Raw genomic sequence first — 22,305 nt, 5'->3', positions numbered from 1 at the left:
AGCGCCCCTCCACAATTTGTCCGGACCGAGCGCGCGGAGCTCGGTCGTGAGCACGACGGCCGGTCCTGCGGCCGATTCCCCGTCCACGGCTGTGTTCGTGCCGCCGCACGCCCGCGACGACCAAGTGCGGATGCGTCACGCCCACGCGGCCGCGGCCCGCATGCTCAAGGTGACACCGACCGGCCCGGACGTGTGGGGCTGGCAGGGCCGTACCCTGGGCCGCCGGGCCGGCCAGTGGTGGCTCCGCCTGGTCTGCGCGCCGCAGGACAGACTCAACCGCCGCCTGTGGGAGGGAACGGTCACGGCCCACCACGCACTGCCCCCGACCGTCCCACGGCCGCGGCTCCACAACGTACTCGAATGGTCCGCACACGGGCACGCCTACCGCGCGGAGCTGTCCGAGTACGTGCCGCTGCCCGCCCTCCAGAGCGGCGGACCGGTCCTCACCACGGACCCCGATCTGCCGTCCGTGTGGTGGGCCGGCCTCTGCCTGGCTCTGGAGGCGACATCGAGCGTCCGGACCGACCGGCAGGCCGTACGGCAGCAGTGGATCGACAGGAATCTCACCCGGTTCCTGGGTATCCCCGCTTTCCAGATCGAGTCCTGGACCACCGGGCATGGTGACCTGCACTGGGCGAACCTCATCGGGGCGCCGCTGGTCATCCTTGACTGGGAGGGATGGGGCCTGCTTCCCGTCGGGTTCGACGTCGGGCTCCTGTACGCCTACAGCCTCACCCGACCGGTCACAGCCGCCCGGGTCCGCCAGGAGTTCGCCCACGTCCTGGGCACGCCCGCCGGCCGGGCCGGGGAACTCGTCGCGCTCGCCCAGCTCCTCCAAGTCGCCGCCCGCGGCGGCCACCCGGACCTCGCTCCCCACCTCGCCCGCCACGCCGAGCACCTCACCGGCACCCCCGTCCCCGTACCGTGACCACCCCCCATGGAGATCACCATGCTGCCCAGCCTGCTTGCCGTCTTCGCTCACCCGGACGACGAGTGTCTCCTCGCCGGCGGTGTCCTCGCTCAGCATCATGCGGCCGGGGCCCGCACGGCGGTCGTCACCGCCACCTGGGCCTTGGACAGCCGCCGGGTTCCCGAACTTGCCGAGGCCCTTGCCGTATTGGGTGCCGGCAGCCCACGCCTGCTCGGCTACAACGACGCCCGCAACCCGGAGGCGGCGCCCGGCCGGCCTCGGCTTGTCGACGCTCCCCTCGACGAAGTCGTCGGCCGACTCGTCGCCCACATCCGGGACTTCCGCCCCGACATCGTCGTCGGTCACGATGCTCTCGGGCAATTGACCGGTCGCCCTGACCACCTGATACCCCGCCTCCTCGCACCAGCCTCACCGCCACACCAACAGGCCCCGGCGATCGGAGCAAGATGATGACGACTTCCGCACCCGACGAACGTCCCCGCGTGGCGATGACTGACGAGGCGTACGGGGCGCTGCGTGTCTCGGCCGCTCTGTGGGTCGGCGCGTCCGTGCTGATCACCAACCAGCGCGGGCAGGTGCTGCTCCAGCGTGTCGGCTACCGGCCCACCCGCCTGCTGCCCGGTGGCGCCGTCGAGGGCGAGTCCCCCGCGCGGGGCGCTGCCCGCGAGCTGGAGGAAGAGCTCGGCGTCAGGGCGAGCGTCACCCGCGCGCTGGCCGTCGACTGGGTCTCCCCCGCCGGCCGCACCATGCCCCCCATCATGAATTTTCCCGGCGAGCTGCTGCATGTCTTCGACGGCGGTGTGTGGGACGAGGATCGGATCGCGTCGATCCGGTGCGCGCCGGGCGAGATCGAGGCCGTCGAGTTCGCCGAACCCGCCGACCTGCCCACTCTGATGGCACCGGATGACGCCCGGCGTGCCCTTTCCGCTCTGCGGGCCCGGACCAACGGCACCGGCGCCGTCCTGCTGGAGGACGGCCGGCCTCTCGTGCCCACCCTTCTCGACCGGGTGAACGCCTTCACCCGGCATCGCGCCGCCCACCACTGGCCCTGGCAGAAGGGACCCGCCCCCGCCGGGATGCCCGTTCGGCAGTGCTGGGGCTGGCTCTTCGCACCCGACGGCCGCGTATTGACGCTTCTGGACCCTGCGAACGGTGCCGCCTGCCTGCCCGGCGGCACCCCCGAGCCCCAGGATCAAGGAGACCCGGCGGCCACCCTCACCCGCGAGGCCGCAGAAGAAGCCGCCGTCCGGATCAGCGTTCCTGTCCTCCTCGGCTACCTGCCGGACAAGCATCACAGCAGCGGCCCGTGTGTCCGCGTCCGCATGGCCGCCAGGCTGACCGACGTCGGGCCTTCCCGGCCGGACCCGGCCACCGGCCAGACCTACGTCCGGGCGCTGGCCACCCCGGAGCAGGTCATCGAGTTGTTCGACTGGGGGCTCCCGGCGGCCGACCAGCTCGCCGCCGCCCATCAGGCCCGAGCGCGGCTCGGGATCCCCCGTGCCGCGCGGCAGCCCCTCACCGAACTGCCAGAACTGCCGGACGCCACCGACCTCACCACCTTGTAGCCCGCCCGGCCCCTATGGAAGCGAGGACTCGCATGAGCAACACATCACCCACCCTGGGCACGCCATCCGTGGCCGCTCAACCCCTGCCGGCCACAAGAGCCGCATCGGATGCTCCAGCACCGGTCCGAACGGGACACTGCCAGTGCGGCCGGATCTCCTACCAGGTCACCGGCGTCCCAGATGATCCGCATTTGTGTTCGTGTGTCCATGAGACGAGGATTTCCGGCGGGCCCGCGGTGCTGTGGGTGGGCTTCCCCCTGGACTCCTTGATCTGGACCGGCCCCGGGGGTGAGCCGAAGTGGTACGCGACCTATCCGACCCTCCGACGAGGCTTCTGCCCGAACTGCGGAACACACCTCGTGTCCGTGGCCGATGGATCCAGCATGGTCATGGTGACCGGGTTCAGCCTCACCGACCAGAGCGGCATCGAGCCCCTCGGTCACTCCCACCGCGAGAACGCCGCACCCTGGATGCACATCACCCTCGCGCCCGGTCCGATCATCCTGATGTCCGACCCGCGCGTGGCGGCCATCCCCGTCGCCGACTGCGGCGAGCCGCTCATCGACGTCCGGGGAACTCTGCTGGTCGACGACCGCAGAGCCGACACGACCGGCTCGTACGCCCATCTGCGCCGCGGCGTCCTCGACCGGCTCGTCCACGCCCAGTCGCTCCTGCCCAACGGGCTGCGCCTGCTTCACGTCGAGGGCTACCGCCCGCCCGACCTGCAGCGGCGCTACTTCGAGGAGTACGCGAACGAGCTCCGCGCGGCCAACCCGGCCTGGTCCGACGACCAGGTCCACGAGGCCGCCAGCCGGTACGTTTCCCCGCCGGAGATCGCCCCGCACAGCGCCGGTGCCGCCGTCGACCTCACCCTCGTGGACGCCGACGGCACCGAGCTCGACATGGGCACGCGCGTGAACGCCAGCCCCGAAGAGAGCGACGGCGCCTGCTACACGGACGCCGACTCGATCAGCCACCAGGCCCGCACGAACCGATCCCTGCTGGTCTCCGCCCTGTCCGTCGCCGGGTTGATCAACTACCGCACGGAGTGGTGGCATTGGAGCTACGGCGACCGGTACTGGGCCCTGATGACCAACCAGCCGGCGGCCCTGTACGGACCCCGCCCCCTTCGCTGACCGGAGTTGCGACCGGGCCTGGCCGATCGCGACGGCGGCCTTGCGAGGCGTGCCTGCGAGCTGTCTGCCGGTCACCGCCCCGCTGGTGCGGGGCGGTGACCGGCCGGTGGCCGGGCCCGGCTGCGCCGGATGAACGTGATGCCGGCCGTAGTCGTCCAGGCGCGTATGGGTTATGGCTTGCAGGTACGGGGCGGCGCGTTTCGCCTTCAATAGGGGCATGGCAGTGGGCGTCTGTCAGGTCGGCTTCGGGCTGTTCCCGCTCAGGAACTCGCGGGCGCCGCGGAGCCGGGTGCGCAGCTTCGGCTGGGTGGTGTGGCTGTCGAGTCGTACGTCGAGGCCGCCGGGCAGACCCGTATCGCAGCGGCGTGCGGAGGGCAGCCGGGCGGGGTCGAGCCCGTCGCGGCGGGCGATGAGCTCGCCCAGCTCGTAGCGGCTGAGCGCGTCCGGTCCAGCGAGGTGGAACACGCCGACGGCGTCGGACCGGGTGATCTCCCACAGAGCGGCAGCCAGGTCTGTCACGTGGACGGGGCAACGGATGTCGTCGGTGAACAAGGCGCCCTGCCGGGTACCGTCGGCCAGCGCGTGCACCAGCCGCTCGTGCTCGGACCGGCCGTTGCCGATGATCAGGGAAGTACGGGCGACAGCCGCCGTGTCGGGGCACAGGAGGCGTACGGCGGTCTGGGCGGCTGCCTTCGCGGCCCCGTAGGGGGTGAGGGGGTCCGGAAGGCACGACTCGTCGTAGCGGTCTTGGCCCGTGCCGGAGAAGACGGCGTCGCTGGAGACGTGCACCAGGCGGATGCCGCGGTCGGCCGCAGCTCGGGCGAGGCGGATCCCGCCTTCGGCGGTGACTGCCCAGTCCGCTCCGCCGCTCGTCGCGTTGATCACCACGGCCGGAGCCACCGTGTCGAGGGCTTCCTCCAGGCGGGCGGGGTCGCGAAGGTCGAGGTGATGCCAGGTCGCCCCGTCGTGGTCGCCGGGGCGGGAATGGAACGTGGCGGCCGGGTGCAGGCCCGCGGACACCGCTTGGCGTACCAGCTCGGCGCCCAGGAAGCCATCCTGCGCCACGCCGGGGCCCAGGTCTCCACCAGGGACGGCTGCTTCACGGTGTCTCCGCCGAGCGCTCTTCGCCCGGTCGTCCATCTCGGGCTCGGCCGCCGCGTCCGTACGACGGCCGTGCTGGCCGCGGCGGTGCTGGCCCGCACCGGGGAAGTGTCCCGCCCCTATCCCGGCGGCGACGCGTTCTGCCCCCGCCTGATCGACCGGCACCTCGCGGCGATGCAGGCCGCCGGCGCCTACGTCATCGCAACCGACACCGGTATCCGCGCGCGGTGCGGGGCCCGCGGGGTGAAGGCGTTCACCGTGGATGTGAACACACCCTACGGGCCGAGCCTCGGGGCAACAGTGACAGCGATGCTGCTGGCCGCCCGCGCGCACGGCACCAGCCTGATCACCCACCCGTCGACCGAGCCGGAAGCACCGAAACCGCCCGCTTCCTGGCCACCCGGGGCGTCCTCGTCCACTTCGACCAGGAGGGCCTGCACGTGCGCGGCAGCGACTGGATCGCCGGCGGCACGTTCGCGGTGGCCGGGGACCGGATCGAGGCTGCCACCATGGTCATGGCCGCCGCCGCGACCGGCGGCAGCATCCACCTCGACAACATCACCACCAGCGACATCCCCGACGGTCTCACCCGCATCCTCGCTGCGGCCGGCATCACCTTGGCCGACGACCCGAGCGGTGGTGTCCGGACACCTCCACGGGCCGCTGCGGGCCGTCGAGGCGGCAACCGGCCCGCACCAGGGCCTGCCGACCGACACCGCGCCGCAACTGGCCGCGATGCTCACCCTCGCCGACGGCACCTCGGTGATCGGCGAACGCATCTACCCCCGCCGCGACACCCACGTTCAGGGCCTGCGCGCCTTCGGCGCCCACATCACCGCCAACGGCCCGACCCTCCACGTCCGCGGCCCGCCTGCGCGGCGCCACGGTGGAGGCCGCGGACATCCGTGCGGTGACCGCGCTGCTGATCGCCGCACTCGCCGCCCACGGCACCTCTACGATCCGGGGGATGTTCCATCTCCGGCGCGGCTACGCACGCCTGCTGCCCCATCTGGCCACGCTGGGAGCCGAGATCACCAGCACCCCGGGAGGCCCTTGATGCCCGGTCCCGTCCACCGCCGATGACACCACCCGCCCCCAGGACACCCTCGAGCAGGTCGTCGCCGACGGCGCCGCCCCGGGTGGCGTCATCGCCTACGGCACCACCGACGACAGCCCCCGGTTCCTCAGCGCCGGCGCAGTCGCTCTCGAGTGCGGCAACACCGCACCCGACCGGCACACGATGTACGACATCGCCTCGCTGACCAAGGTCGTGGCCACCTGGCCCCTGATCGGCCAGGCCCTGGGCGCCGGGCTGCTCGACCTCGACGCACCGATCCGCGACTTCCTGCCGCCGGTGAACAGCGAGACCCCCAGTGGCGAGGCGAGCGTGCGCCAGCTGATCGCCCACACCTCCGGCCTCCGCACCTCCACCCGCCTCGACCACTACCGCGGCTCCGACCCGCCGCTGCACGAACTCCTGTGCCGCGAAGCGCTGGAAGACACCCCCGGCCGGCACCGGTACATCAACCGCGGCTACATCCTATGTAGTGCGCGCCCCGGCCGAGCAGGTAGCTGGCGTGCTCGCGCTGGGTGTGCATTGCGTCGCTGGTCACGACTACGCCCGCCATATCGGCGAGGCTTTCCAGCAGAGGCTGGAAGCAGGTGATCTCGTTGGTCTTCTCGCCAAGTCGAGTTGGGCCAGGACCAAACCGGAGAGGTGGTCGCAGGCGGCGAGCAGATGGATCTTGCGGCCCGTGGCCCTGGCCGCTCCGCGCAGGGTTTTGCCGTCGACCGCCACTGCGTGCAGCTGACCGTCGGCCCCAGCGCGCCGGTCGGCCGGCCAGCGGCCCACCGCCCGGTCCAACGCGTCGCCGTCGACGCGGGCCAGCAGCCGCCGCACCGTCGCCTCCGCTGGCACGCACCGCTTTGGGGACAGCGGATCGGGCCGTACGCCAAGGCGCTCCAGGACGAACGGCGGGGCGTCGGTGATCCACTCACCCACCGCCAGCAGGGAGGTCGCTCCGGCCAGAACCGCGCACGCGGTCAGCGCAAGAACCGCGACCAGAGCGTGCCGTACGCCGCGCGGATCGCGAGGGTCTGGCACCTCGGCCAGTCGCTCCAGCAGGCCCGGGATCTCCTCAGGCACGGCCCCGGGATGCTCGCGGAGGTGGTCAAAGGCAGGCGGAATCGGCGATGACGCGTCGGCAGGCACGGTTCATTCGCCCGCGGTGTCCTCGGTCTCCCAGCGCAGCAGGTCGCCTGGCTGGCATTCGAGCACCTCGCAGAGGGCGGCGAGCGTGGTGAAGCGCACCGCCTTGGCGCGGCCGTTCTTGAGTACCGCCAGGTTGGCGGGCGTGATCCCTACGCGGTCCGCGAGATCGCCCACGGACATCTTCCGCCTGGCCAGCATCACGTCGATGGCGACGACGATCGGCATCAGATCACCTCGTCCAACTCGGCCTGCATCTGCGCCGCTTCGACGTCGCGCGCGACGGCCTGGGCGAGCAGCATCCGCAGCACAAGCACGATGAGCGCGACCCCCAGGATGGCCACGCCTACCCCGCCCATGATGAGGGTGACGCCCGGGTCGTCCCGCTGGCCGGGCGCATTGAGTGCCGTGACCGCGAACCACACGAGGGCAGCCGCGACGATCGCGCCGATCACGATATCCACGTATCGGAAGGCAGCGTGGGAGAACACGGTTCCGCGTCGCACCATCGACACCAGCCGCCATACGCAGACCACGGCGACCTGGACCGAGACCATGCCCAGGATCGTGATCACGCGCAGCGGGGTCAGCGGAAGCGACCCGTCCTCCGGATCACTCCCGGTGGCCAACGCCCACACCATCCCGGCTTGTACGAACACGGTGCCGGCGAGCATCACCACGAGCACGGCGCGCAGCGCACTCACTGCCAGCTTTCCCATGGCCCATCCTTCCATCGTTTTGCGATGGAAATCTATCGAGTTTCGATAGGTGAAGCAAGGGCTGGGAGGGAGGTGGGCGGCGGTCTCGCACCATGGCGGGGTACCGCCGCCCCCTCCCATGGCCTGGCGTGCACGCGAAAGTTCTTGCCCTTGTCGAAGTTGGCCTCGCTCAGCCACAAATCGGACGCCCTTCGACTACGCCGAAGCCTTGGACACCGGGCGCGTACAGTTCCAGCCAGATCTACAACCGGTCGCCGGTCTGGAAGGTCAAGGTCTGCTAGTGCATGGACTGGCAGGCTGTGCACCCTCACGGTAGGCAGGGCGGAACAGCCCATGCGGTGCTCAGTCGGCGCGCTGGTTCTGGGGATGCGGGACACGGCGCCGGGCCGCAGAATGGCAAGAGGGGTGGGAATTGGACAGTGCGCCTTGCGCGCTCGGCAACGGGGATCACAGACCGGCGAGGTGACTCGCTTATGGGCGGGATGGTACAGCAGGCAAGCGATCCCGGAAAATGGCTCTCGCCGCATTGGACGTCCGCCCCACTTCCGAACGGGAATCCCTCCCTGCAGTGGATGGTGACCCTGACGGGGGTCGTGGGGTTCGATACGCAGATCGAGGCGACCCAGGACCACGACTTCGATCGGGACACGTGGATTCTCGTTCCGGACCTCAAGGACGCCCTCGCTGTCGGGCCCACGCCCTTCAGCGGTGCCAAGAAATCAGGTGACCCGCCGGGCGCGCCGCCCTACGGCGGGCACATGACGTACGGTCAGGACCCTGCGGAGAAGCTGTTCCGCGCCCAGCAGTGGCCGGCGAGCGGGAACGTCTGCACCGTCGAGTACAAGAACTCCGCCCTCATGGGGTCGGGGTCGACCTGTGCGAAGTGAATTTCACGAACAGTCGCATATGGACATCGCTGTCGAATTTCGCGACGCAATCGGTTTTCCAGGGAATCACGATGAACACCGCGATCGCCGGAAAGGGCAGACTGATCCTCAGGCTTGGCTATCAGGTCACTTTGCTGGGGACCGTCGAATCAGCGGTGGTCGACACCATCAGTACGTAACGCCCCGACTCCTGCCCGGCCGGTCACGTCAGCACCGTCGCGGAGGAGGCCCCACGCCCGTCGGCGCGTTCATCCGGTGCCCGCGGTGCGGTACCTGTGGCAGGGCTGTGGCACGGGGAGGAGGGGCGACCGCCTCGGACGAGGAGGACGCCATGGCCGAGAAGCGTCTGGTCGTGTGCTGCGACGGGACGTGGGACAAGGCGGACCAGCGGTGCCCGACCAACGTCTCCAAGGTGGCGCTGGCTATCCGGCCCCGGGACTCGGCGGGCGGGGAGCAGCGGGTCTACTACCACGCCGGGGTCGGCACCCACTGGTGGGACAAGTGGCGCGGTGGGGCGTTCGGGGCGGGGCTGTCGCGGAACGTGATCGACGCATACCGGTTCCTCGTGGACGCCTACGAGCCGGGGGACGAGCTGTATCTGTTCGGGTTCAGCCGGGGTGCGTTCACCGCGCGGAGCGTGGCGGGGCTGATCCGCAACTGCGGGGTGCTGCGACGGGAGAACGCCGGCCGGCTCAAGGCGGCGTGGGACCTGTACCACGACCGCGTGGAGAAGCCCGACGGGGTCGCGTCCACGCTGTTCCGGCGGGCATACGCGCACGAGCCACGGATCAGGTTCATCGGGGTGTGGGACACGGTGGGATCCCTCGGTGTCCCCTGGCTGGGCGAGCGCCGGGGCCCGGTGCAGCGCCTGCTCAACAGGCCCTCCGGGTTCCACGACGTCAGGCTCAGCAGCCGCGTCGACGGCGCCTTCCAGGCGCTGGCCATCGACGAAGAACGCCCGCCCTACGAACCGACGCTGTGGGAGCAGCAGCCCTGGGCCGGTAAGCAGGAGCTGAGGCAGGTGTGGTTCAGCGGCTCGCACGGCGACGTCGGCGGCGGCTTCCCGAGCACGGCACTTTCCGACCTGGCCCTGCTGTGGATGGTCCGCGAGGCCCGACGGTACGGGCTGGAGTTCGACACCTCCGTGCTGGACGGCGCCGGTCCGCAGCAGACGGCCCCGGCCGAGAGCGCGGTCTTCCGGGTGTGCCCCGACCCCCTGGGTCACCTGGACAGGACGCGGACCCTCGCATACCTCCTGCTGCCGGCGTACCACCGGCCCATCGGCCACCGTGCCGGGCGCGGAGCCGAAGCCGTGGCGGATTCCGCGGTGTTCCGCTACTACATGAAGCGCGACTATGACCCTCGTGAGCTCGCCGGGTACCTCGCCGGTCCGAGGAAGGTGCACATCGAGCTGGTGCCGTGGAAGGCACCCGGAGACGGTCCGTAGGCCGGTGGCGGCGAGCGAGGCCCGCGTTCCGTTCGCGCACCGGTGGCGGTGGCCGTCCGGCCGGACAGCGGAGTTCCCCGGCTCCTGTCCAGCGGGTCCTGCGGCGAGTGACGGGCCGCGTCTACGTCCGTCCCGAGCACCGCAGGCGCGGACTGGCCCGGCGGCTCGTGCGGGAGGTGCTCGCCTTCGCCGCCTCGGACGGCGGCTACCGTGCCGTGTACCTGCACACCGATCCGGCGTCCCGGGCGCGGAGGCGTGCTGGCGGTCGCTGGGCACCGTCGTCCTCGACGGGAGACGGGCAGCGGATCGTGCACTCCGAGGTCCCGATGACCGTCCCGGCCGGGTCGGTGAGCCGGTGAACCGTCCCTCGGTACGAGGGCGGCGGCTGCTCGCGCCGCTCCTCGCCGTCCCGTTCCTGGCCAGCTGCTTCGCCGAGCGGCAGGACAGCGGCGACGCCGGTGCCGCCACCGGATCCCGGCTCCGCGTCGCCCTCGCCTTCCCGCCCGCCCGCCCGCCGAGAATTTCTACCCGCCGCCGTCGGCGACCTGCTCCACCCACGCCTTCGGCAGCAGGGGCGGGGTGCACCAGGCCACCATCCGGTCGTACGGGGCCTTGTCCCGTGAAGTCGGCCATGCCGTCGGCGATGTGGCAGTGGATGTTGTCGAGGCCGCGCTCTTGGTGGATGAGCTTCGCCCAGCGCACGAGGTAGGCGTCGCTGTCGAGGCTGGTCATGTGGCCGGTGAGGCCGATGAGCTCGGCGAGGAGGGCACTGGAGTAGCCGGATCCGGAGCTGAACTCGGCGACGTTCGTGCCGCGCTGGATGTCGAGGGTGGTGAGCTCGCGGTGGATGACCGCCGGGTTGGAGCGGTGCGGGGTGGCGCCGCGGCCGGCCAACATGCGGACACAGGACGGCGAAAACGACGACACGGTGTCGGCGGGACAGCACGACGGGAACATCGGGCCCGGCAGCGAGCCTGGCGCGACAGCGCGGTCCAACGCCGGGAGGGCGGGAAGCGGGCACCGTCACGGTGACCACTGGAAGGTTCTCCGGCCTGTCGGCGCCCGCCGGCGCGACCGCTCAGGAACAACCCGTCCGTGCCCCTCGCACGTCGCCCGCCCCTCCCCTGCCGCAAACCCACCGTGCGGCGAGGTCACGGACTCACCGCCCGCCGCGGCCTTGCGGACCGACAGTTGGCCGGAGTCGAAGCGGCGCCGGGCCGGCAGGGTCGGCTCGTGGCATCAGCACTGGTGCCTGCGGTGGCCCGAGTGCACCTGCTCCACCTGTTCCGGCAGCGCCGTCTGGCCATCGTTCTGGCTCGGTCGCTGACCGATGCAACGTGGGTCTGCCCGGATGGGAGCGAGGCGTGACCGGGCAGGGCTTCGGGCTGGAGGACCTGCCCGAGGGTGAGCAGGCCGGCTTCGGCTGCGCCTGCCCGGCCGGGCGAGCCGTGCGCGGCCTACGATCCGGCGACCACGACCTTGACCGAGCGGCACCGGGCGAAGGTCGCTGAGCTGACTGAAGACTCTCGGCGCGGCGGAGCTGCGGCAGTTGGGGGGCGGGGGTGAGAGAGCGGGCCTTCGAGCGGATGACCGTGGCCCACCACCGGCAGGGGCTTGCTGGATTGATCGATGGCCGCCGTGTCAGGGGGGCGCGGTCGCTGGTTGGTGGGCCCGGAGGTGTGGGAGCGATCCGGGCGGTGCACGAGCGGTGTCTGCGCCGGTCGCGCCTCGCGGGAGCGGTTGGTCCACCAGTACGTGCGGGAGGTGTTCCCGAACCGGGAGGTGCGGGTGTCGCACCGGACGACGTTGGCGCGGGTGTGGCGGGAGTGGTTCGGGCCGGGCGGGGCCCGGCAGCGGTAGGTGCGCTCGGCCGCCGGGGCAGGTGGTGGTGCTGGATTCGATGTTGTTGCCGGTGAAGGTCCTTGACGACGTCTTCGGCACTCCGGTCACCGTACACCTGACGATCGTGTTGGACGGTACACGCACTCGATCATTGCATTCCGGCTGACGCCGGTCGCGGAGTCGTCAATCGACGTGGCGATGCTGTCGAGGGGCGTACTCCCGCCGCTGCCGATGCGTCCGGGCTGGGGCGAGTCCATGGCCTGGCCCTACCTCGGTGTGCCGGCCGCGCTGGTCGCGGACCTGGCCGGTGGCCGGGCTGCCGTTCTTCGCCCCGGAGGCGCTCACCGTCGGCCACGGGGCGGCGCCCGTGGTGGCGAGTCGGTCGAGGACTTCGCTGGTGGTGGCGCTGGTGCGTGGTGCGTCGCCGTGGGTGAGGCAGGCGATCTCGGCGATCTCCGCATGTGGCACTGGCGTGCCGGTGTGCTCGGCGGTGCAGCACACGGTGCGTACGAGGGTTTCGGTGGGTTTGCCGTCGGCCGGGGCCTGCACGATCAGCAGGGGTATGACGGTGGAGGCGTTCGGGGTGACGCCGAGTTCCTCGCGGCTCTCGCGGACCAGGGCCTGCTCGGTGGTCTCGTCGGGTTCGGGTTTGCCGCCGGGCAGGTAGAACCGGCCGCGGCCGTGGGTGCGGGTGGCCAGGAGCCGGCCGCGTCCAGGTGGGTCCAGGCCACCTTCTCGATCACACCGGTCACGTCGGTCGTGGACGGTCAGGCGGTGGGGGCGCCGGCGACGCGGCGTTCGCCGCCGTTGCGCTCCTGCCAGAAGCGGTAGACCTCGACGGCGGCGTCACGCGCCTCGTAGCGCATGGGCAGCCGGCGCTCGTCCCAGTTCTTCGCGAACTCACCGTAGAAGGAGTTGAGCTCGAAGTACTTGCGGTCGTCGACGTAGTGGGGCTCGTAGGCGTCGCGGGTGGTGAGGAAGACGACCTCGTCCGGCGAGCAGTAGTACAGCGAGCCCAGGCACATCGGGCACGGGTGGGCCAGCACATAGATGGTGGTGCCGGTCAGGTGCTCGGTGCCCAGCTTCACGCATGCCTCGCGGATGGCGAGGATCTCCGCGTGCGCGGTGGGGTCGTTGGTCTGGGCGACCTTGTTGGCGCTCTCGGCGAGGATCTCGCCGTCCTTGACGATGACGGTCGCGAACGGTCGGCCGCCCTCGGCGACGTTCTGCCGGGCGATGTCGATGGTGCGCTGTACGAAGTCCATGAACGGGCCTTTCCGGTGTGCGGGGAGGGTGGCAGGGTTGGGGCGGGCGGGGCCGTGCGGCCCCGCCCGTGCCGGATCAGAAGGGCTTGGTCGGCAGGTACTTGCCGTCCAGGGTGATGACCGCGCGCTCGCCACCCTCGGGGTCGGCGACCTTCTTCACGTCCAGCTTGAAGTTGATCGCGGAGATGATGCCGTCGCCGAACTGCTCGTGGACGAGTGCCTTCAGGGTGGTGCCGTAGACCTGGAGCATCTCGTAGAAGCGGTAGATCGTCGGGTCGGTGGGGATGCCACCGGGGATCGAGCCGCGGGTCGGGATGGTCTGCAGCAGCATCACCGCGTCCTCGTCCAGGCCGAGCAGCTCGGCGACGGCCTTGGCGGACGCCTCCGGCAGGGCGTGCTGGCCGAGGAGGGCGGCGGTGGTGAAGGCGACCGACAGGCCGGAGGCGTCGGCGATCTGCTCCCAGGTGAGGTTCTTGCGGATCTTGGCCTCGACGGCGGCGTTGGCCAAGGCCTCGCGGGCGGTGGGGTCGAACTGGGCGTGCACCATGAGATGAGCTCCTTCTACGGTGGTGCCGGTGCTCAAGGGGAAGGGGTGAGACCGGCAGGTTCTTGGGTGAGGTGGTCCGCGGCGTATCGCGCCTGCGGGCCGGATCTTCATCGACGCCTCGGGGCAGGGCCCGCGACGGATCGGGCCGGGTCTCGCTCAGGCGGCGAGGGCGGCACCCGTGCCGGTGAGGTCGAGTGCTTCGACGCGCCCGGTGGGGATGTCGAAGACCCAGCCGTGCAACGTCACCTTCTTCTCCGCCAGCGCCCGGGCGACGGAGGGGTGAGTGGTCAGGTTCGTCAGCTGCGCGTACACGTTCTGGCGGACCAGGGCGCCGACCTTCTCGGGGCCTGCCGCCATGCCGGCGGTGCGGGCCACGGCGGCGTCCGCGTGCCGCAGCCACTCCGCGACCGTCGGCGCGCCGGTGAGGTCTTGGTCTTCGGCCAGGGCGGTCATGGCGCCGCAGGCGGAGTGACCGCAGATCACGATGTCGCTCACGCCGAGCACGCTGACGGCGTACTCGATGCTGGCCGTCACCCCGTTGGCGCCGGGGGTGTAGGCGGGGACGAGGTTGCCGGCGGTTCGGATGACGAAGAGCTCACCCGGCTCGCCCTGGGTGATCAGCTCCGGTACGACACGGGCGTCCGAGCAGCCGATGAACAGCGTGTGCGGCGTGTGGTTCGCGGCGAGGTGGGTGAAAAGGCCGGCCTTCGCCGGGAAGACCTCGCGCTGGAACCGCGCGACGCCCTCGGTGAGGTCCTGCATGGGTCACTCCCTTCGGTAGCCATCTGACCCCTGGGGGCCGACGAGATCCACCATGCACGACCTGCATCTATAGTGTCCAAGAGCTACTAGCCATGACTCCTATTGCCCTCATCTATAGCGTGGTCATCGCCGCCCTGGAACTGCGTCATCTGCGCTATCTGCTCGCCGTCGCCGAACACGGGAACTTCACCCGCGCCGCCGAAGAGCCGCACATCTCCCAGCCCACTCTCTCCCAACAGATCACACATGTGGAGCGCACCCTGGGCGTGCGGCTTCCCGACCGCACCGGCCGCGCCGTACGGCCTACCGACGCCGGCACCGCCTACGCCGAGTACGCCCGCCGAGCCCTGCGCGACCTCGCCGTCGCCGAACGCGCCGTCCACGACGTACAGGACCTCTCCCGCGGCCATCTCCGCCTCGCGGCCACCCCGACCTTCACCGCCTACCTCATCGGCCCGGTCATCTCCGAACTCCACGCCTGCCACCCGGGCATCACCCTGACCCTCACCGAAGCGACCCAGGACCGCATCGAAGCCGACCTGGCCGGCGACGAGGTCGACCTCGGCATCGCCTTCATCGCCGCCCGCCAGCCGGGTATCGCCGCCACTCCGCTGTTCACCGACTCCATCCAGCCCCTCAGCGAAATCGTCCAGCGCACATCCCTGGCCACCTCATCCACGACCACGTCACAGCCCGCGCCTACACCCCCGCCTGACCATCACGGCACCACGACGCCAACCCCGCCTGCATCAGATGCAAGCGGGACCGGCGGCTGCTTCAGGCTGTGGCTGTCAGCGGCGGTAGAGGCATGGTCGCTCGGCGGCGAAGTGCGGGCCCTCGCGAGGGAGGGAGTGGCTGGGGGTGGCCCGGGTTGCGCGGGGCTCGGGCTGGGCAGCCGGATGTACCGGCGGTCCGAGTGCTCGCCTCAGGCGAGGCCGACTCCGGCGACCATGTCCACTACAGGGGCCTCAACTTCTCCGCCCTCGCGCGACTCGCCGAATGGTGTCGCCCGACCGAGACCGGCGACACCCAGGAGACGGCGATCGACGGCCACCCGAGGATCATCTCCACCCTCGCCGCGGTGTGACACAGCCGGACCTCAACTCCCGCGGGACCGGAACCGACATCTGCTGCCGGAAGGCGCCGCCGGCGCCATCGCGTCCGTGAGCCACGAGGTGACACGACACTTCACGGGAACCCCGGACAGAGAAGCCGGCAACTGATCAAGCAGGCACGCGGGCTGCTCCGAGCCTCTGAGCCGAACCGCTGCCGGCCGGTCGACGACGTGGTTGCGGGCCCTGAGGCCATGTCCCCTGACCCAGTGCCAGCTGGCCGGCCGCGTGCAGGATCCGCATCCGGTCTGGGAGTGCCACACCTTTGGTATACCGTTTCTGCCGGTCCGCACCTGCTTCGATGTTGGTTGACTGAAGGGGAAATGCATATAAATCACGCCGGACTGAAGCGGCAATAACACTGACCACTGTTGTGTCGGTGAGTTTTGGTATACAAAACGAGGGCTGATTGCTCCTCCCCCGGCCACCGGAGATGTCATGTGTCTCGAGCCCGCCCCTCCCCCTCCGAGCCGGCTCACGCGGCGCGGGGTGCTCGCCGGCGCCGCCGCTCTCGCGGGAACCACGGCGGCCCTCTCCACGGCGGGACCTGCCGCAGCACGCCCGACCGACCAGGCGCACCAGGCGCACCAGGCGGCACCGTACGGCGACCTGTTGATCGAGGGCGGCACGCTGCTCGACCCGGTCACGGGCGAGGTGACCGAGGACGCGGTCGTCGTGATCCGCTCGGGCAAGGTGGACCGGGCGGGCCCGCGCCGGAGCGGAGCCGTCCCCGCGGGCCTGCCCCGCCTGGACGCCGGGGGACAGTGGGTGCTGCCCGGGCTGGTCGATGCGCACATCCACCTCGCTACCGTCGGCGAGGCGCGGGAGGCGGTGATCAAGGGAGCCACCAGCGCACGGAGCGGGTCCACGACCTTCTATCAGGACATCGCGGTCCGGGAACTCGCCCGCCGGCTGCCCGTCCAGGCGCCCCGGCTGAGAGCCGCCGGTGTGTTCGTCACGCCCGACATGGGTGACTCGGTGCTCGCCGATCCCGACCTGGCACCTCTCGCCGCTCTCAAGGATGGAGTGCGTTCCGCCGAGGCTCTCAGGCGTGTGGTCGACGTGAACGTGGCCCGGGGCGCCGATGTGATCAAGACGCGTGTGAACGAGCGCGCCGGCCTGCCCGACCAGGACCCGCTGTCCCAGGTGTACTCCTACGAGCAGCTGGCCGAGGTCGTGACGGCGGCCCGGCGCGGCGGCAAGGGCGTGCTCTGCCACAGCTACAGCGAACAGGGCTGCCACGACGCGGTCCGCGCCGGTATCCGGTCACTCGAACACGGTGTCTTCGTCGGTGAGCGCACGCTGCACGAGATGCAGAGCAGGGGAACGTACTTCACGCCCACCCTGGCCGCCATCGCGGGGCTTGCCGAGTCGTCCGACCCGGTGCTGGCCGAGCGGGGCCGCACCTATCTGCCCGTCCTCAAGGACGCCGTCCGGGCCGCTCACGAGGTGGGTGTGCCCCTGGTCGCGGGCACGGATTCGTCCGGCGGCGAGGTGACCCCCATCGGACACGAGGTCGAACTCATGCACGCCGCCGGGCTGTCACCGCTGGACGCCATCCGCACGGCCACCACCAACGCGGCGCGGCTGCTCGGACTCTCCGGCACCGTCGGCCGGCTGGCACCGGGGTGTGCGGGTGACGTCCTCGTCGTCGGCGCCGATCCGCTGAGCGATGTCTCGGCGCTGTCCCGGCCCGTGCGCGTCGTACGGGCCGGCCGGATCTGCTGAACGTCCTTGCCGCACGCGGGTGCCCGAGAGGGCCCTTACGTCTCTCACTTCCCCGAAGGAGTACCCCCATGACAGCCGTGTCCTCATCGCCGTCCCGGCGCGCCGTACTCGCCACCGCCGCCGCCGGCGCGGTGCTGTCCGCGGGTGCGGCGCCGGCCGCGGCCGACGCGCGGAAGCGTCCCCGCAAGGCGGTGGTCTTCCGGAACGTGCGGCCCTTCGGGGCCCGCGTGCCCGTGGACCTCACCGTCGTCGACGGCCGGATCAGCGACCGACCCGCCCCCGGGAACGTGGACGTGATCGACGGTGGCGGCCGCATCGCCTTGCCGTCCCTGGTCGACGCGCACATCCATCCCGACAAGACGTCGTGGGGCGGCTCCTGGGTGTCGCGGAAATCCGCGAACACCATCGCGGACTACGTCGCGCAGGACGTCGAGCTGTTCAACAGCCAGAGCCGGAGCGTGGGAGAGCGGGCGTACGGGCTCATGGCGCACGCCGTGACGCGGGGCACCCGCGCGATGCGGGCCCACGCCGACGTGGCTCCCGCCTACGGACTGGCCGGCGTGGAAGGCATCGCCGAGGCGCGCGCACGGCTCGAGCACGCGCTGGACGTACAGATCGTCGCCTTCCCGCAGCACGGTGTCATCCGTACCCCCGGAACCGCCGCCCTGCTCGAAGAGGCCGCTCGGAGCGGCGCCGTGGACCTCATCGGCGGTATCGACCCGATCAGTTTCGACCGAGCCCTGAAAGAACAGCTCGACCTCGTCTTCGGGTTGGCGGACCGTTACGGCGTCGGCGTCGACATCCATCTCCACGACACCGACGACAAGGGCGTGACGGTGCTGCGCGAAATCATCGACCGCACCCGGACCCTGTCCCTGCGGGGCAAGGTCACCGTCAGCCACGTCTTCTGCCTGCCCAGACTGCCCGACGCGGAACTCGGCACACTCGCCGAGCAATTGGGCGACCTCGACATCTCCCTGACCACGGTGGCGCCGAGCCGGGACCTCGTTCTGCCCATCGCCCGGCTGCGCGAGCACGGTGTCAGGGTGGGACTGGGCTCGGACGGAGTGCGCGATGCCTGGAGCCCCTTCGGCAACGCGGACATGATGCATCGCGCGCACATCCTCGGCTGGGTGACGGACATGCGTCTCGACGAGGAACTGTCCTCCTGCTACGAGACCGCCAGCCACGGGGGATCCGACGTCATGGGCCTGCCCCGGGCCGGCCTCACGCCCGGCAGCCCGGCCGACTTCGTCCTTGTGCGGGGCGAGTGCGTGCCGCAGGTCGTGGTCGACATGCCGCAGCGGGACATGGTGGTGCACGGCGGGACCGTCGTGGCCCGCAACGGTCAACTCGTCTGAGGGGGGGCGTACCGCCAGGGCGAGGGGGTGCCGTCAGGTTCGTGTGAGGAGTGCCGTCCGACCGTGTCCGACCGGGCCGGGCGGCGCCTTCGCATGCCTCGAACCGGACCGCTTCCAAGCTGGTGAAAGCCTGGTGAACGGGTCTGTCGGGTCCCTTGACTCCACCGATCGGCGAAACCTACTTTCTGCGAACCGGAAATGAGCTTCCGCCCTGGGGAACTTCCTGTTCCCCGACCACCGATCCCAGGAGCCCTCATGACTGCCCTGGACGACCAGTCGCCCGTGGAGACCCGCGCCGCCCTCAGCCCCGGCCTCTACACCTACGACCTCGCCCCGACGAAGCGCGAAGGGCGCCGCTGGGGCGCCTACAACGTCTTCACCCTCTGGGCCAACGACGTGCACAGCCTCGGCAACTATGCCTTCGCCATCGGACTCTTCGCCCTCGGCCTGAGCGTCTGGGGCATCCTGGCGGCCTTCGCCGTCGCCTCCGTCCTGCTCTTCCTCCTGCTGACCCTGTCCGGGTTCATGGGACACAAGACGGGCGTCCCCTTCCCGGTCATGAGCCGCATCGCGTTCGGCGTCAACGGCGCCAAGATCCCGGCCGGCGTCCGCGGCGCCGTGGCCATCGCGTGGTTCGGCATCCAGACCTACCTCGCCGCCGTGGTCCTGAGCACCCTCCTGGTGGCCATGTTCCCGGAGTTGAGCAGTCTGGACACCAACTCCGTGCTCGGCCAGTCGACGCTCGGCTGGATCACCTTCCTCACGCTGTGGGCCTTGCAGGTGCTCATCGTCAGCTACGGCATGCAGATGATCCGCCGTTACATGGCGTTCGCCGCGCCCACGACGCTCATCACCATGTGCGCCCTGGCCCTGTGGATGTTCGTCCGCGCCGACGGCTCGATCTCCTTGTCCGTCGGCGCACCGCTCACCGGCGGCGCGATGTGGCTGCAGATCCTGCAGGCCGCCGCCCTGTGGGTGGTGATCTACGGGACCTTCGTCCTGAACTTCTGCGACTTCACGCGGTCCGCCCGGAGCCGCACCTCCATCGTCCGCGGAAACGTCGTCGGCATCCCGGTGAACATGCTCTTCTTCGCCGGCATCGTGGCTGTCCTCAGCGGCGCCCAGTTCAAGCTGGACGGCCGCGTCATCACCAGCCCCACGGACATCGTCAGGACGATCCCGAACATGTTCCTGCTGGTGACGGCGTCCCTCGCGCTCATCGCCCTGACGGTGGCGGTGAACCTGCTGGCCAACTTCGTCGCACCCGTCTACGCGCTCGTCAACCTCTTCCCGCGTCGGCTGGACTTCCGGCGGGCCGCCCTCGTCAGCGCCGTCCTGGGCCTGGTGATCACGCCCTGGAACCTCTACAACAACCCGGTCGTGGTCAACTACTTCCTGGGCGGGCTCGGTGCCCTGCTCGGCCCGCTGTTCGGTGTGATCATGGCGGACTACTGGCTGCTGCGCAGGGCCCGCGTGAACGTGCCCGACCTGTACACCGAGGAGGTACAGGGCGAGTACCACTACCGCCACGGCTACAACCCGCGCGCCGTCGTCGCTTTCCTTCCCAGCGCCGCGACCGCCGTCGTCGTCGCCTTGGTGCCGGCGTTCCAGGACGTAGCCGGATTCTCCTGGTTCGTCGGAGCCGTCCTCGCCGCCGGGCTCTACACGGTCATCGCCGACCGCGCCGCCCCGACTCGTGACGTCGACGGCGAAGCCATCGCTGTCGACGCCGAATAGACCGGACACCAGACGGAAAGGGCACCCATGCGCATCCTCGTCGTCAACGTCAACACCACGCAGTCCATCACCGACTCCATCGGCGAACAGGCGGCCCGCGTGGCCTCCGCGGAGACCGAGATCGTCCCACTGACCCCCTCGTTCGGCGCGGAGTCCGTGGAGGGCAACTATGAGAGCTACCTGGCGGCGATCGCCGTGATGGAAGCCGTCCGCGCCCACCCCGAGCCCTTCGACGCGGTCATCCAGGCCGGATACGGCGAACACGGCCGCGAAGGACTGCAGGAACTGCTCGACGTCCCCGTCGTCGACATCACCGAGGCCGCCGCGAGCACGGCCCAGTTCCTCGGCCGGCGCTACTCCGTCGTCACGACCCTCGACCGCACCGTCCCCCTGATCGAGGAACGCCTCCACATCGCCGGGCTGAGCGCCCGCTGTGCCTCCGTGCGCGCGAGCGGACTGCCCGTGCTCGACCTGGAGCGCGACGACGAGACCACCGTCGACGCCATCGCCGAACAGGCCCTCCGCGCCGTCCGGGAGGACGGAGCCGAGGTGATCTGCCTCGGCTGCGGCGGCATGGCCGGCCTGGCGGAGGCCGTCGTCGAGCGCACCCGGGTGCCTGTCGTCGACGGGGTGACCGCAGCCGTGACGATCGCCGAGTCGCTGGTCCGCCTCGGCCTGTCCACATCGAAGGTGCGCACCTACGCGCCGCCGCGGCCCAAGCGGATCGTCAACTGGCCGCCGCCGGCGGGCTGACAGGCCGGGAGCCGTCCCCGGCCGGGGCGCCTCCCCGCCCGGGCGCCCCGTCGCCGCGTGTGCCGCCGAGGACACCGTTCGCTAAGGTCGCTGTGCCGCGGATCCCGTGGCACACGGTGCACCGCGTGGGACCCCCGGTGCACCGCGGGGTGCCTAGGAGAGAAGAAGGACGGGGATGACTGAGCAGGGCGACTTCGCACCCGAGTCGGAGCGGGTGACGCGGCAGTTGCGTGACGAGATCCTCGACGGGGTACGACGGCCCGGCAGCCGGCTGGTCGAACGGGAACTGGCCGAGGCGCTGGGCGTCAGCCGCCTCCCCGTACGGGAAGCCTTGAAGGCGCTCGTGGCCGAGGGCCTGGTGACGCCGCGGCCGCGGACTTGGGCGGTCGTGCGGGAGTTCACCCCGAGTGACGTGGCCGACCTCGACGAGGTGCGGTCGGCTCTGGAGAGCTTGTCGTTCCGGCTGGCCGCGCAGCGGCACACGCGCGCCGGTCTGGAGAAGTTGCGGGCCGACGTGGACGCGGAACTCGAAGCCGCTCGCGCCGGTGACGCGGTGCGCGCGCGGCGCGCGGCGGCGGACTTCCACCAGACGGTCACCTCACTGGCCGGCAACGAATTGCTGACCGAACTCGAACGTGTCCTGCGCAGCAGGTTGCGCTGGCTCCTCGGGCAGCACGACGACCTGCTCACCGTCGCGCGGGAACACGAGGCGCTCTATGACGCCATCGCGGAACGCGACGTGCCCCGGGTCGAGGCCCTGGTGGCGCAGCACCTGGCCAGCAGCCGCAAGGCGGCGATGGACCACTGGAAGCAGAACAGGACCTGATCGACCCCACCGCTTCCATCGCCCGCAGATCCCAGAGGGTCCGCCCGCACCGAAGTACTCCCCAACCGGTCTCAGCCACCAGGCCCTTCAGGCAGTCGTTGGCGCGGGCCACAGCCGTCCTCGCAGAGCCGGGTGCCGCAACCGCGGCCCCGTTCCAGCGACGGGTGGATCTGCGTCAGCAGGCCGTGCAGCCGGTTATTGCGAGCATGTTCATGCTCACCTCGCGGTGAGCCATCGCCTCGGCAAGAGCGCGGCCGGCCGCCTGCGCGGCCCTGGCCCCGAGATGGGGTTGCGTTTTCGCGTACGGCCGTGTGCTCTCAACGACATACTCATTGGGACGTTTGGAGCGTCGGCTTCCTGCTGGCATACGGCGCAGT

At 70.7% G+C, this 22,305-nt stretch carries 21 protein-coding genes and 5 pseudogenes; 17 read left to right on the top strand and 9 right to left on the bottom strand.

Annotation, left to right across the window (positions count from 1 at the left end):
* Positions 1–130 precede the first annotated feature (130 nt).
* The 4 genes and pseudogenes from IE251_RS04825 (at position 131) to IE251_RS42275 (ending at position 3,632) form a co-directional block, all read left to right on the top strand.
* Positions 131–928, top strand: a complete 798-nt coding sequence (locus tag IE251_RS04825; protein WP_229896592.1) for a hypothetical protein — start codon at positions 131–133, stop codon at positions 926–928.
* 9 nt (positions 929–937) lie between these two features.
* Positions 938–1,312 (top strand): annotated as a pseudogene (locus tag IE251_RS04820) (PIG-L deacetylase family protein); the annotation flags it as partial.
* Positions 1,313–1,419: 107 nt separating this feature from the next.
* Positions 1,420–2,496, top strand: coding sequence for an NUDIX hydrolase (locus tag IE251_RS04815; protein ID WP_229896617.1), 1,077 nt, complete (start codon positions 1,420–1,422; stop codon positions 2,494–2,496).
* A 14-nt stretch (positions 2,497–2,510) separates the two neighbouring features.
* The gene (locus IE251_RS42275; RefSeq protein ID WP_434095170.1) at positions 2,511–3,632 is read left to right on the top strand and encodes a M15 family metallopeptidase; all 1,122 of its coding nucleotides are present in this window, start codon (positions 2,511–2,513) and stop codon (positions 3,630–3,632) included.
* Between the two features lie 234 nt (positions 3,633–3,866).
* On the opposite strand, the gene IE251_RS04805 is transcribed toward IE251_RS42275, so the two are convergent.
* Positions 3,867–4,697 carry an SDR family oxidoreductase gene (locus IE251_RS04805; RefSeq protein WP_229896591.1) on the bottom strand — a complete coding sequence of 277 codons (831 nt, stop codon included), beginning with the start codon at positions 4,695–4,697 and terminating at the stop codon, positions 3,867–3,869.
* Positions 4,698–4,960: 263 nt separating this feature from the next.
* On the opposite strand from IE251_RS04805, the gene IE251_RS42030 reads away from it, so the two are divergent.
* The 3 genes and pseudogenes from IE251_RS42030 to IE251_RS04790 all read left to right on the top strand — a co-directional run bounded on the left by IE251_RS42030 (position 4,961) and on the right by IE251_RS04790 (position 6,399).
* A complete protein-coding gene (locus tag IE251_RS42030; protein ID WP_189751626.1) occupies positions 4,961–5,647 on the top strand; it encodes a carboxyvinyltransferase in 687 nt (228 codons plus the stop codon).
* Positions 5,602–5,790: pseudogene (locus IE251_RS04795) on the top strand (carboxyvinyltransferase); the annotation flags it as partial. The gene IE251_RS42030 and the pseudogene IE251_RS04795, both read left to right, overlap by 46 nt.
* A gap of 90 nt (positions 5,791–5,880) precedes the next feature.
* Entirely contained in the window at positions 5,881–6,399 is a 519-nt protein-coding gene (locus IE251_RS04790; RefSeq protein WP_229896615.1) for a serine hydrolase, read from the top strand.
* Here the strand turns inward: IE251_RS04790 and IE251_RS04785 are convergent.
* The 3 genes from IE251_RS04785 to IE251_RS04775 form a co-directional block, all read right to left on the bottom strand.
* Positions 6,349–6,879, bottom strand: a complete 531-nt coding sequence (locus IE251_RS04785) for a transposase family protein (protein ID WP_229896589.1) — start codon at positions 6,877–6,879, stop codon at positions 6,349–6,351. The genes IE251_RS04790 and IE251_RS04785 overlap by 51 nt on opposite strands.
* A gap of 69 nt (positions 6,880–6,948) precedes the next feature.
* Entirely contained in the window at positions 6,949–7,170 is a 222-nt protein-coding gene (locus IE251_RS04780; protein ID WP_189751624.1) for a helix-turn-helix domain-containing protein, read from the bottom strand.
* Positions 7,170–7,661 (bottom strand): DUF2975 domain-containing protein, encoded by a 492-nt coding sequence (locus tag IE251_RS04775; RefSeq protein WP_189751623.1) that lies wholly within the window; start codon positions 7,659–7,661, stop codon positions 7,170–7,172. Before IE251_RS04775 ends, IE251_RS04780 begins: the two co-directional genes overlap by 1 nt.
* Positions 7,662–8,233: 572 nt before the next feature.
* Between IE251_RS04775 and IE251_RS04770 the strand changes: the two genes are divergently transcribed.
* From IE251_RS04770 to IE251_RS04760, 3 genes and pseudogenes are all read left to right on the top strand, one after another.
* Entirely contained in the window at positions 8,234–8,548 is a 315-nt protein-coding gene (locus IE251_RS04770; protein ID WP_189751622.1) for a hypothetical protein, read from the top strand.
* A 331-nt stretch (positions 8,549–8,879) separates the two neighbouring features.
* Positions 8,880–9,995 carry a T6SS phospholipase effector Tle1-like catalytic domain-containing protein gene (locus tag IE251_RS04765; protein ID WP_189751621.1) on the top strand — a complete coding sequence of 372 codons (1,116 nt, stop codon included), beginning with the start codon at positions 8,880–8,882 and terminating at the stop codon, positions 9,993–9,995.
* A 116-nt stretch (positions 9,996–10,111) separates the two neighbouring features.
* Positions 10,112–10,354 (top strand): annotated as a pseudogene (locus IE251_RS04760) (GNAT family N-acetyltransferase); the annotation flags it as partial.
* Positions 10,355–10,661: 307 nt separating this feature from the next.
* On the opposite strand, the pseudogene IE251_RS42025 reads toward IE251_RS04760, so the two are convergent.
* The 5 genes and pseudogenes from IE251_RS42025 to IE251_RS04735 form a co-directional block, all read right to left on the bottom strand.
* Positions 10,662–10,892: pseudogene (locus tag IE251_RS42025) on the bottom strand (protein-L-isoaspartate O-methyltransferase family protein); the annotation flags it as partial.
* Positions 10,893–12,020: 1,128 nt separating this feature from the next.
* The gene (locus IE251_RS04750) at positions 12,021–12,500 is read right to left on the bottom strand and encodes an NUDIX hydrolase (protein WP_229896614.1); all 480 of its coding nucleotides are present in this window, start codon (positions 12,498–12,500) and stop codon (positions 12,021–12,023) included.
* 104 nt (positions 12,501–12,604) lie between these two features.
* Positions 12,605–13,102, bottom strand: a complete 498-nt coding sequence (locus IE251_RS04745; protein ID WP_189751620.1) for a nucleoside deaminase — start codon at positions 13,100–13,102, stop codon at positions 12,605–12,607.
* A gap of 76 nt (positions 13,103–13,178) precedes the next feature.
* Positions 13,179–13,649 carry a cyanase gene (gene cynS / locus IE251_RS04740; protein ID WP_189751619.1) on the bottom strand — a complete coding sequence of 157 codons (471 nt, stop codon included), beginning with the start codon at positions 13,647–13,649 and terminating at the stop codon, positions 13,179–13,181.
* 156 nt (positions 13,650–13,805) lie between these two features.
* The gene (locus tag IE251_RS04735) at positions 13,806–14,411 is read right to left on the bottom strand and encodes a carbonic anhydrase (protein WP_189751618.1); all 606 of its coding nucleotides are present in this window, start codon (positions 14,409–14,411) and stop codon (positions 13,806–13,808) included.
* 92 nt (positions 14,412–14,503) lie between these two features.
* On the opposite strand from IE251_RS04735, the pseudogene IE251_RS40715 reads away from it, so the two are divergent.
* The 7 genes and pseudogenes from IE251_RS40715 to IE251_RS04705 form a co-directional block, all read left to right on the top strand.
* Positions 14,504–15,040: pseudogene (locus IE251_RS40715) on the top strand (LysR family transcriptional regulator); the annotation flags it as partial.
* 287 nt (positions 15,041–15,327) lie between these two features.
* Positions 15,328–15,498, top strand: a complete 171-nt coding sequence (locus tag IE251_RS40710; protein ID WP_229896623.1) for a hypothetical protein — start codon at positions 15,328–15,330, stop codon at positions 15,496–15,498.
* A 463-nt stretch (positions 15,499–15,961) separates the two neighbouring features.
* Positions 15,962–17,251 carry an amidohydrolase family protein gene (locus IE251_RS04725; RefSeq protein ID WP_189751617.1) on the top strand — a complete coding sequence of 430 codons (1,290 nt, stop codon included), beginning with the start codon at positions 15,962–15,964 and terminating at the stop codon, positions 17,249–17,251.
* A gap of 68 nt (positions 17,252–17,319) precedes the next feature.
* Complete coding sequence (locus tag IE251_RS04720; RefSeq protein ID WP_189751616.1) at positions 17,320–18,612, top strand: amidohydrolase family protein; 1,293 nt, start codon at positions 17,320–17,322, stop codon at positions 18,610–18,612.
* Between the two features lie 255 nt (positions 18,613–18,867).
* On the top strand, positions 18,868–20,349 hold the full coding sequence (locus tag IE251_RS04715) for an NCS1 family nucleobase:cation symporter-1 (protein ID WP_189751615.1): 1,482 nt from the start codon (positions 18,868–18,870) through the stop codon (positions 20,347–20,349).
* Between the two features lie 27 nt (positions 20,350–20,376).
* Positions 20,377–21,102, top strand: coding sequence for an aspartate/glutamate racemase family protein (locus IE251_RS04710; RefSeq protein ID WP_189751614.1), 726 nt, complete (start codon positions 20,377–20,379; stop codon positions 21,100–21,102).
* A 175-nt stretch (positions 21,103–21,277) separates the two neighbouring features.
* Positions 21,278–21,928, top strand: coding sequence for a GntR family transcriptional regulator (locus tag IE251_RS04705; RefSeq protein ID WP_189751613.1), 651 nt, complete (start codon positions 21,278–21,280; stop codon positions 21,926–21,928).
* Positions 21,929–22,305 lie beyond the last annotated feature (377 nt).

The organism is Streptomyces eurythermus, from assembly GCF_014649115.1.
GTDB lineage: Bacteria > Actinomycetota > Actinomycetes > Streptomycetales > Streptomycetaceae > Streptomyces > Streptomyces eurythermus.
Note: the sequence above shows the minus strand (reverse complement) of the source record. Positions and strands in the feature narration are given on the sequence as shown.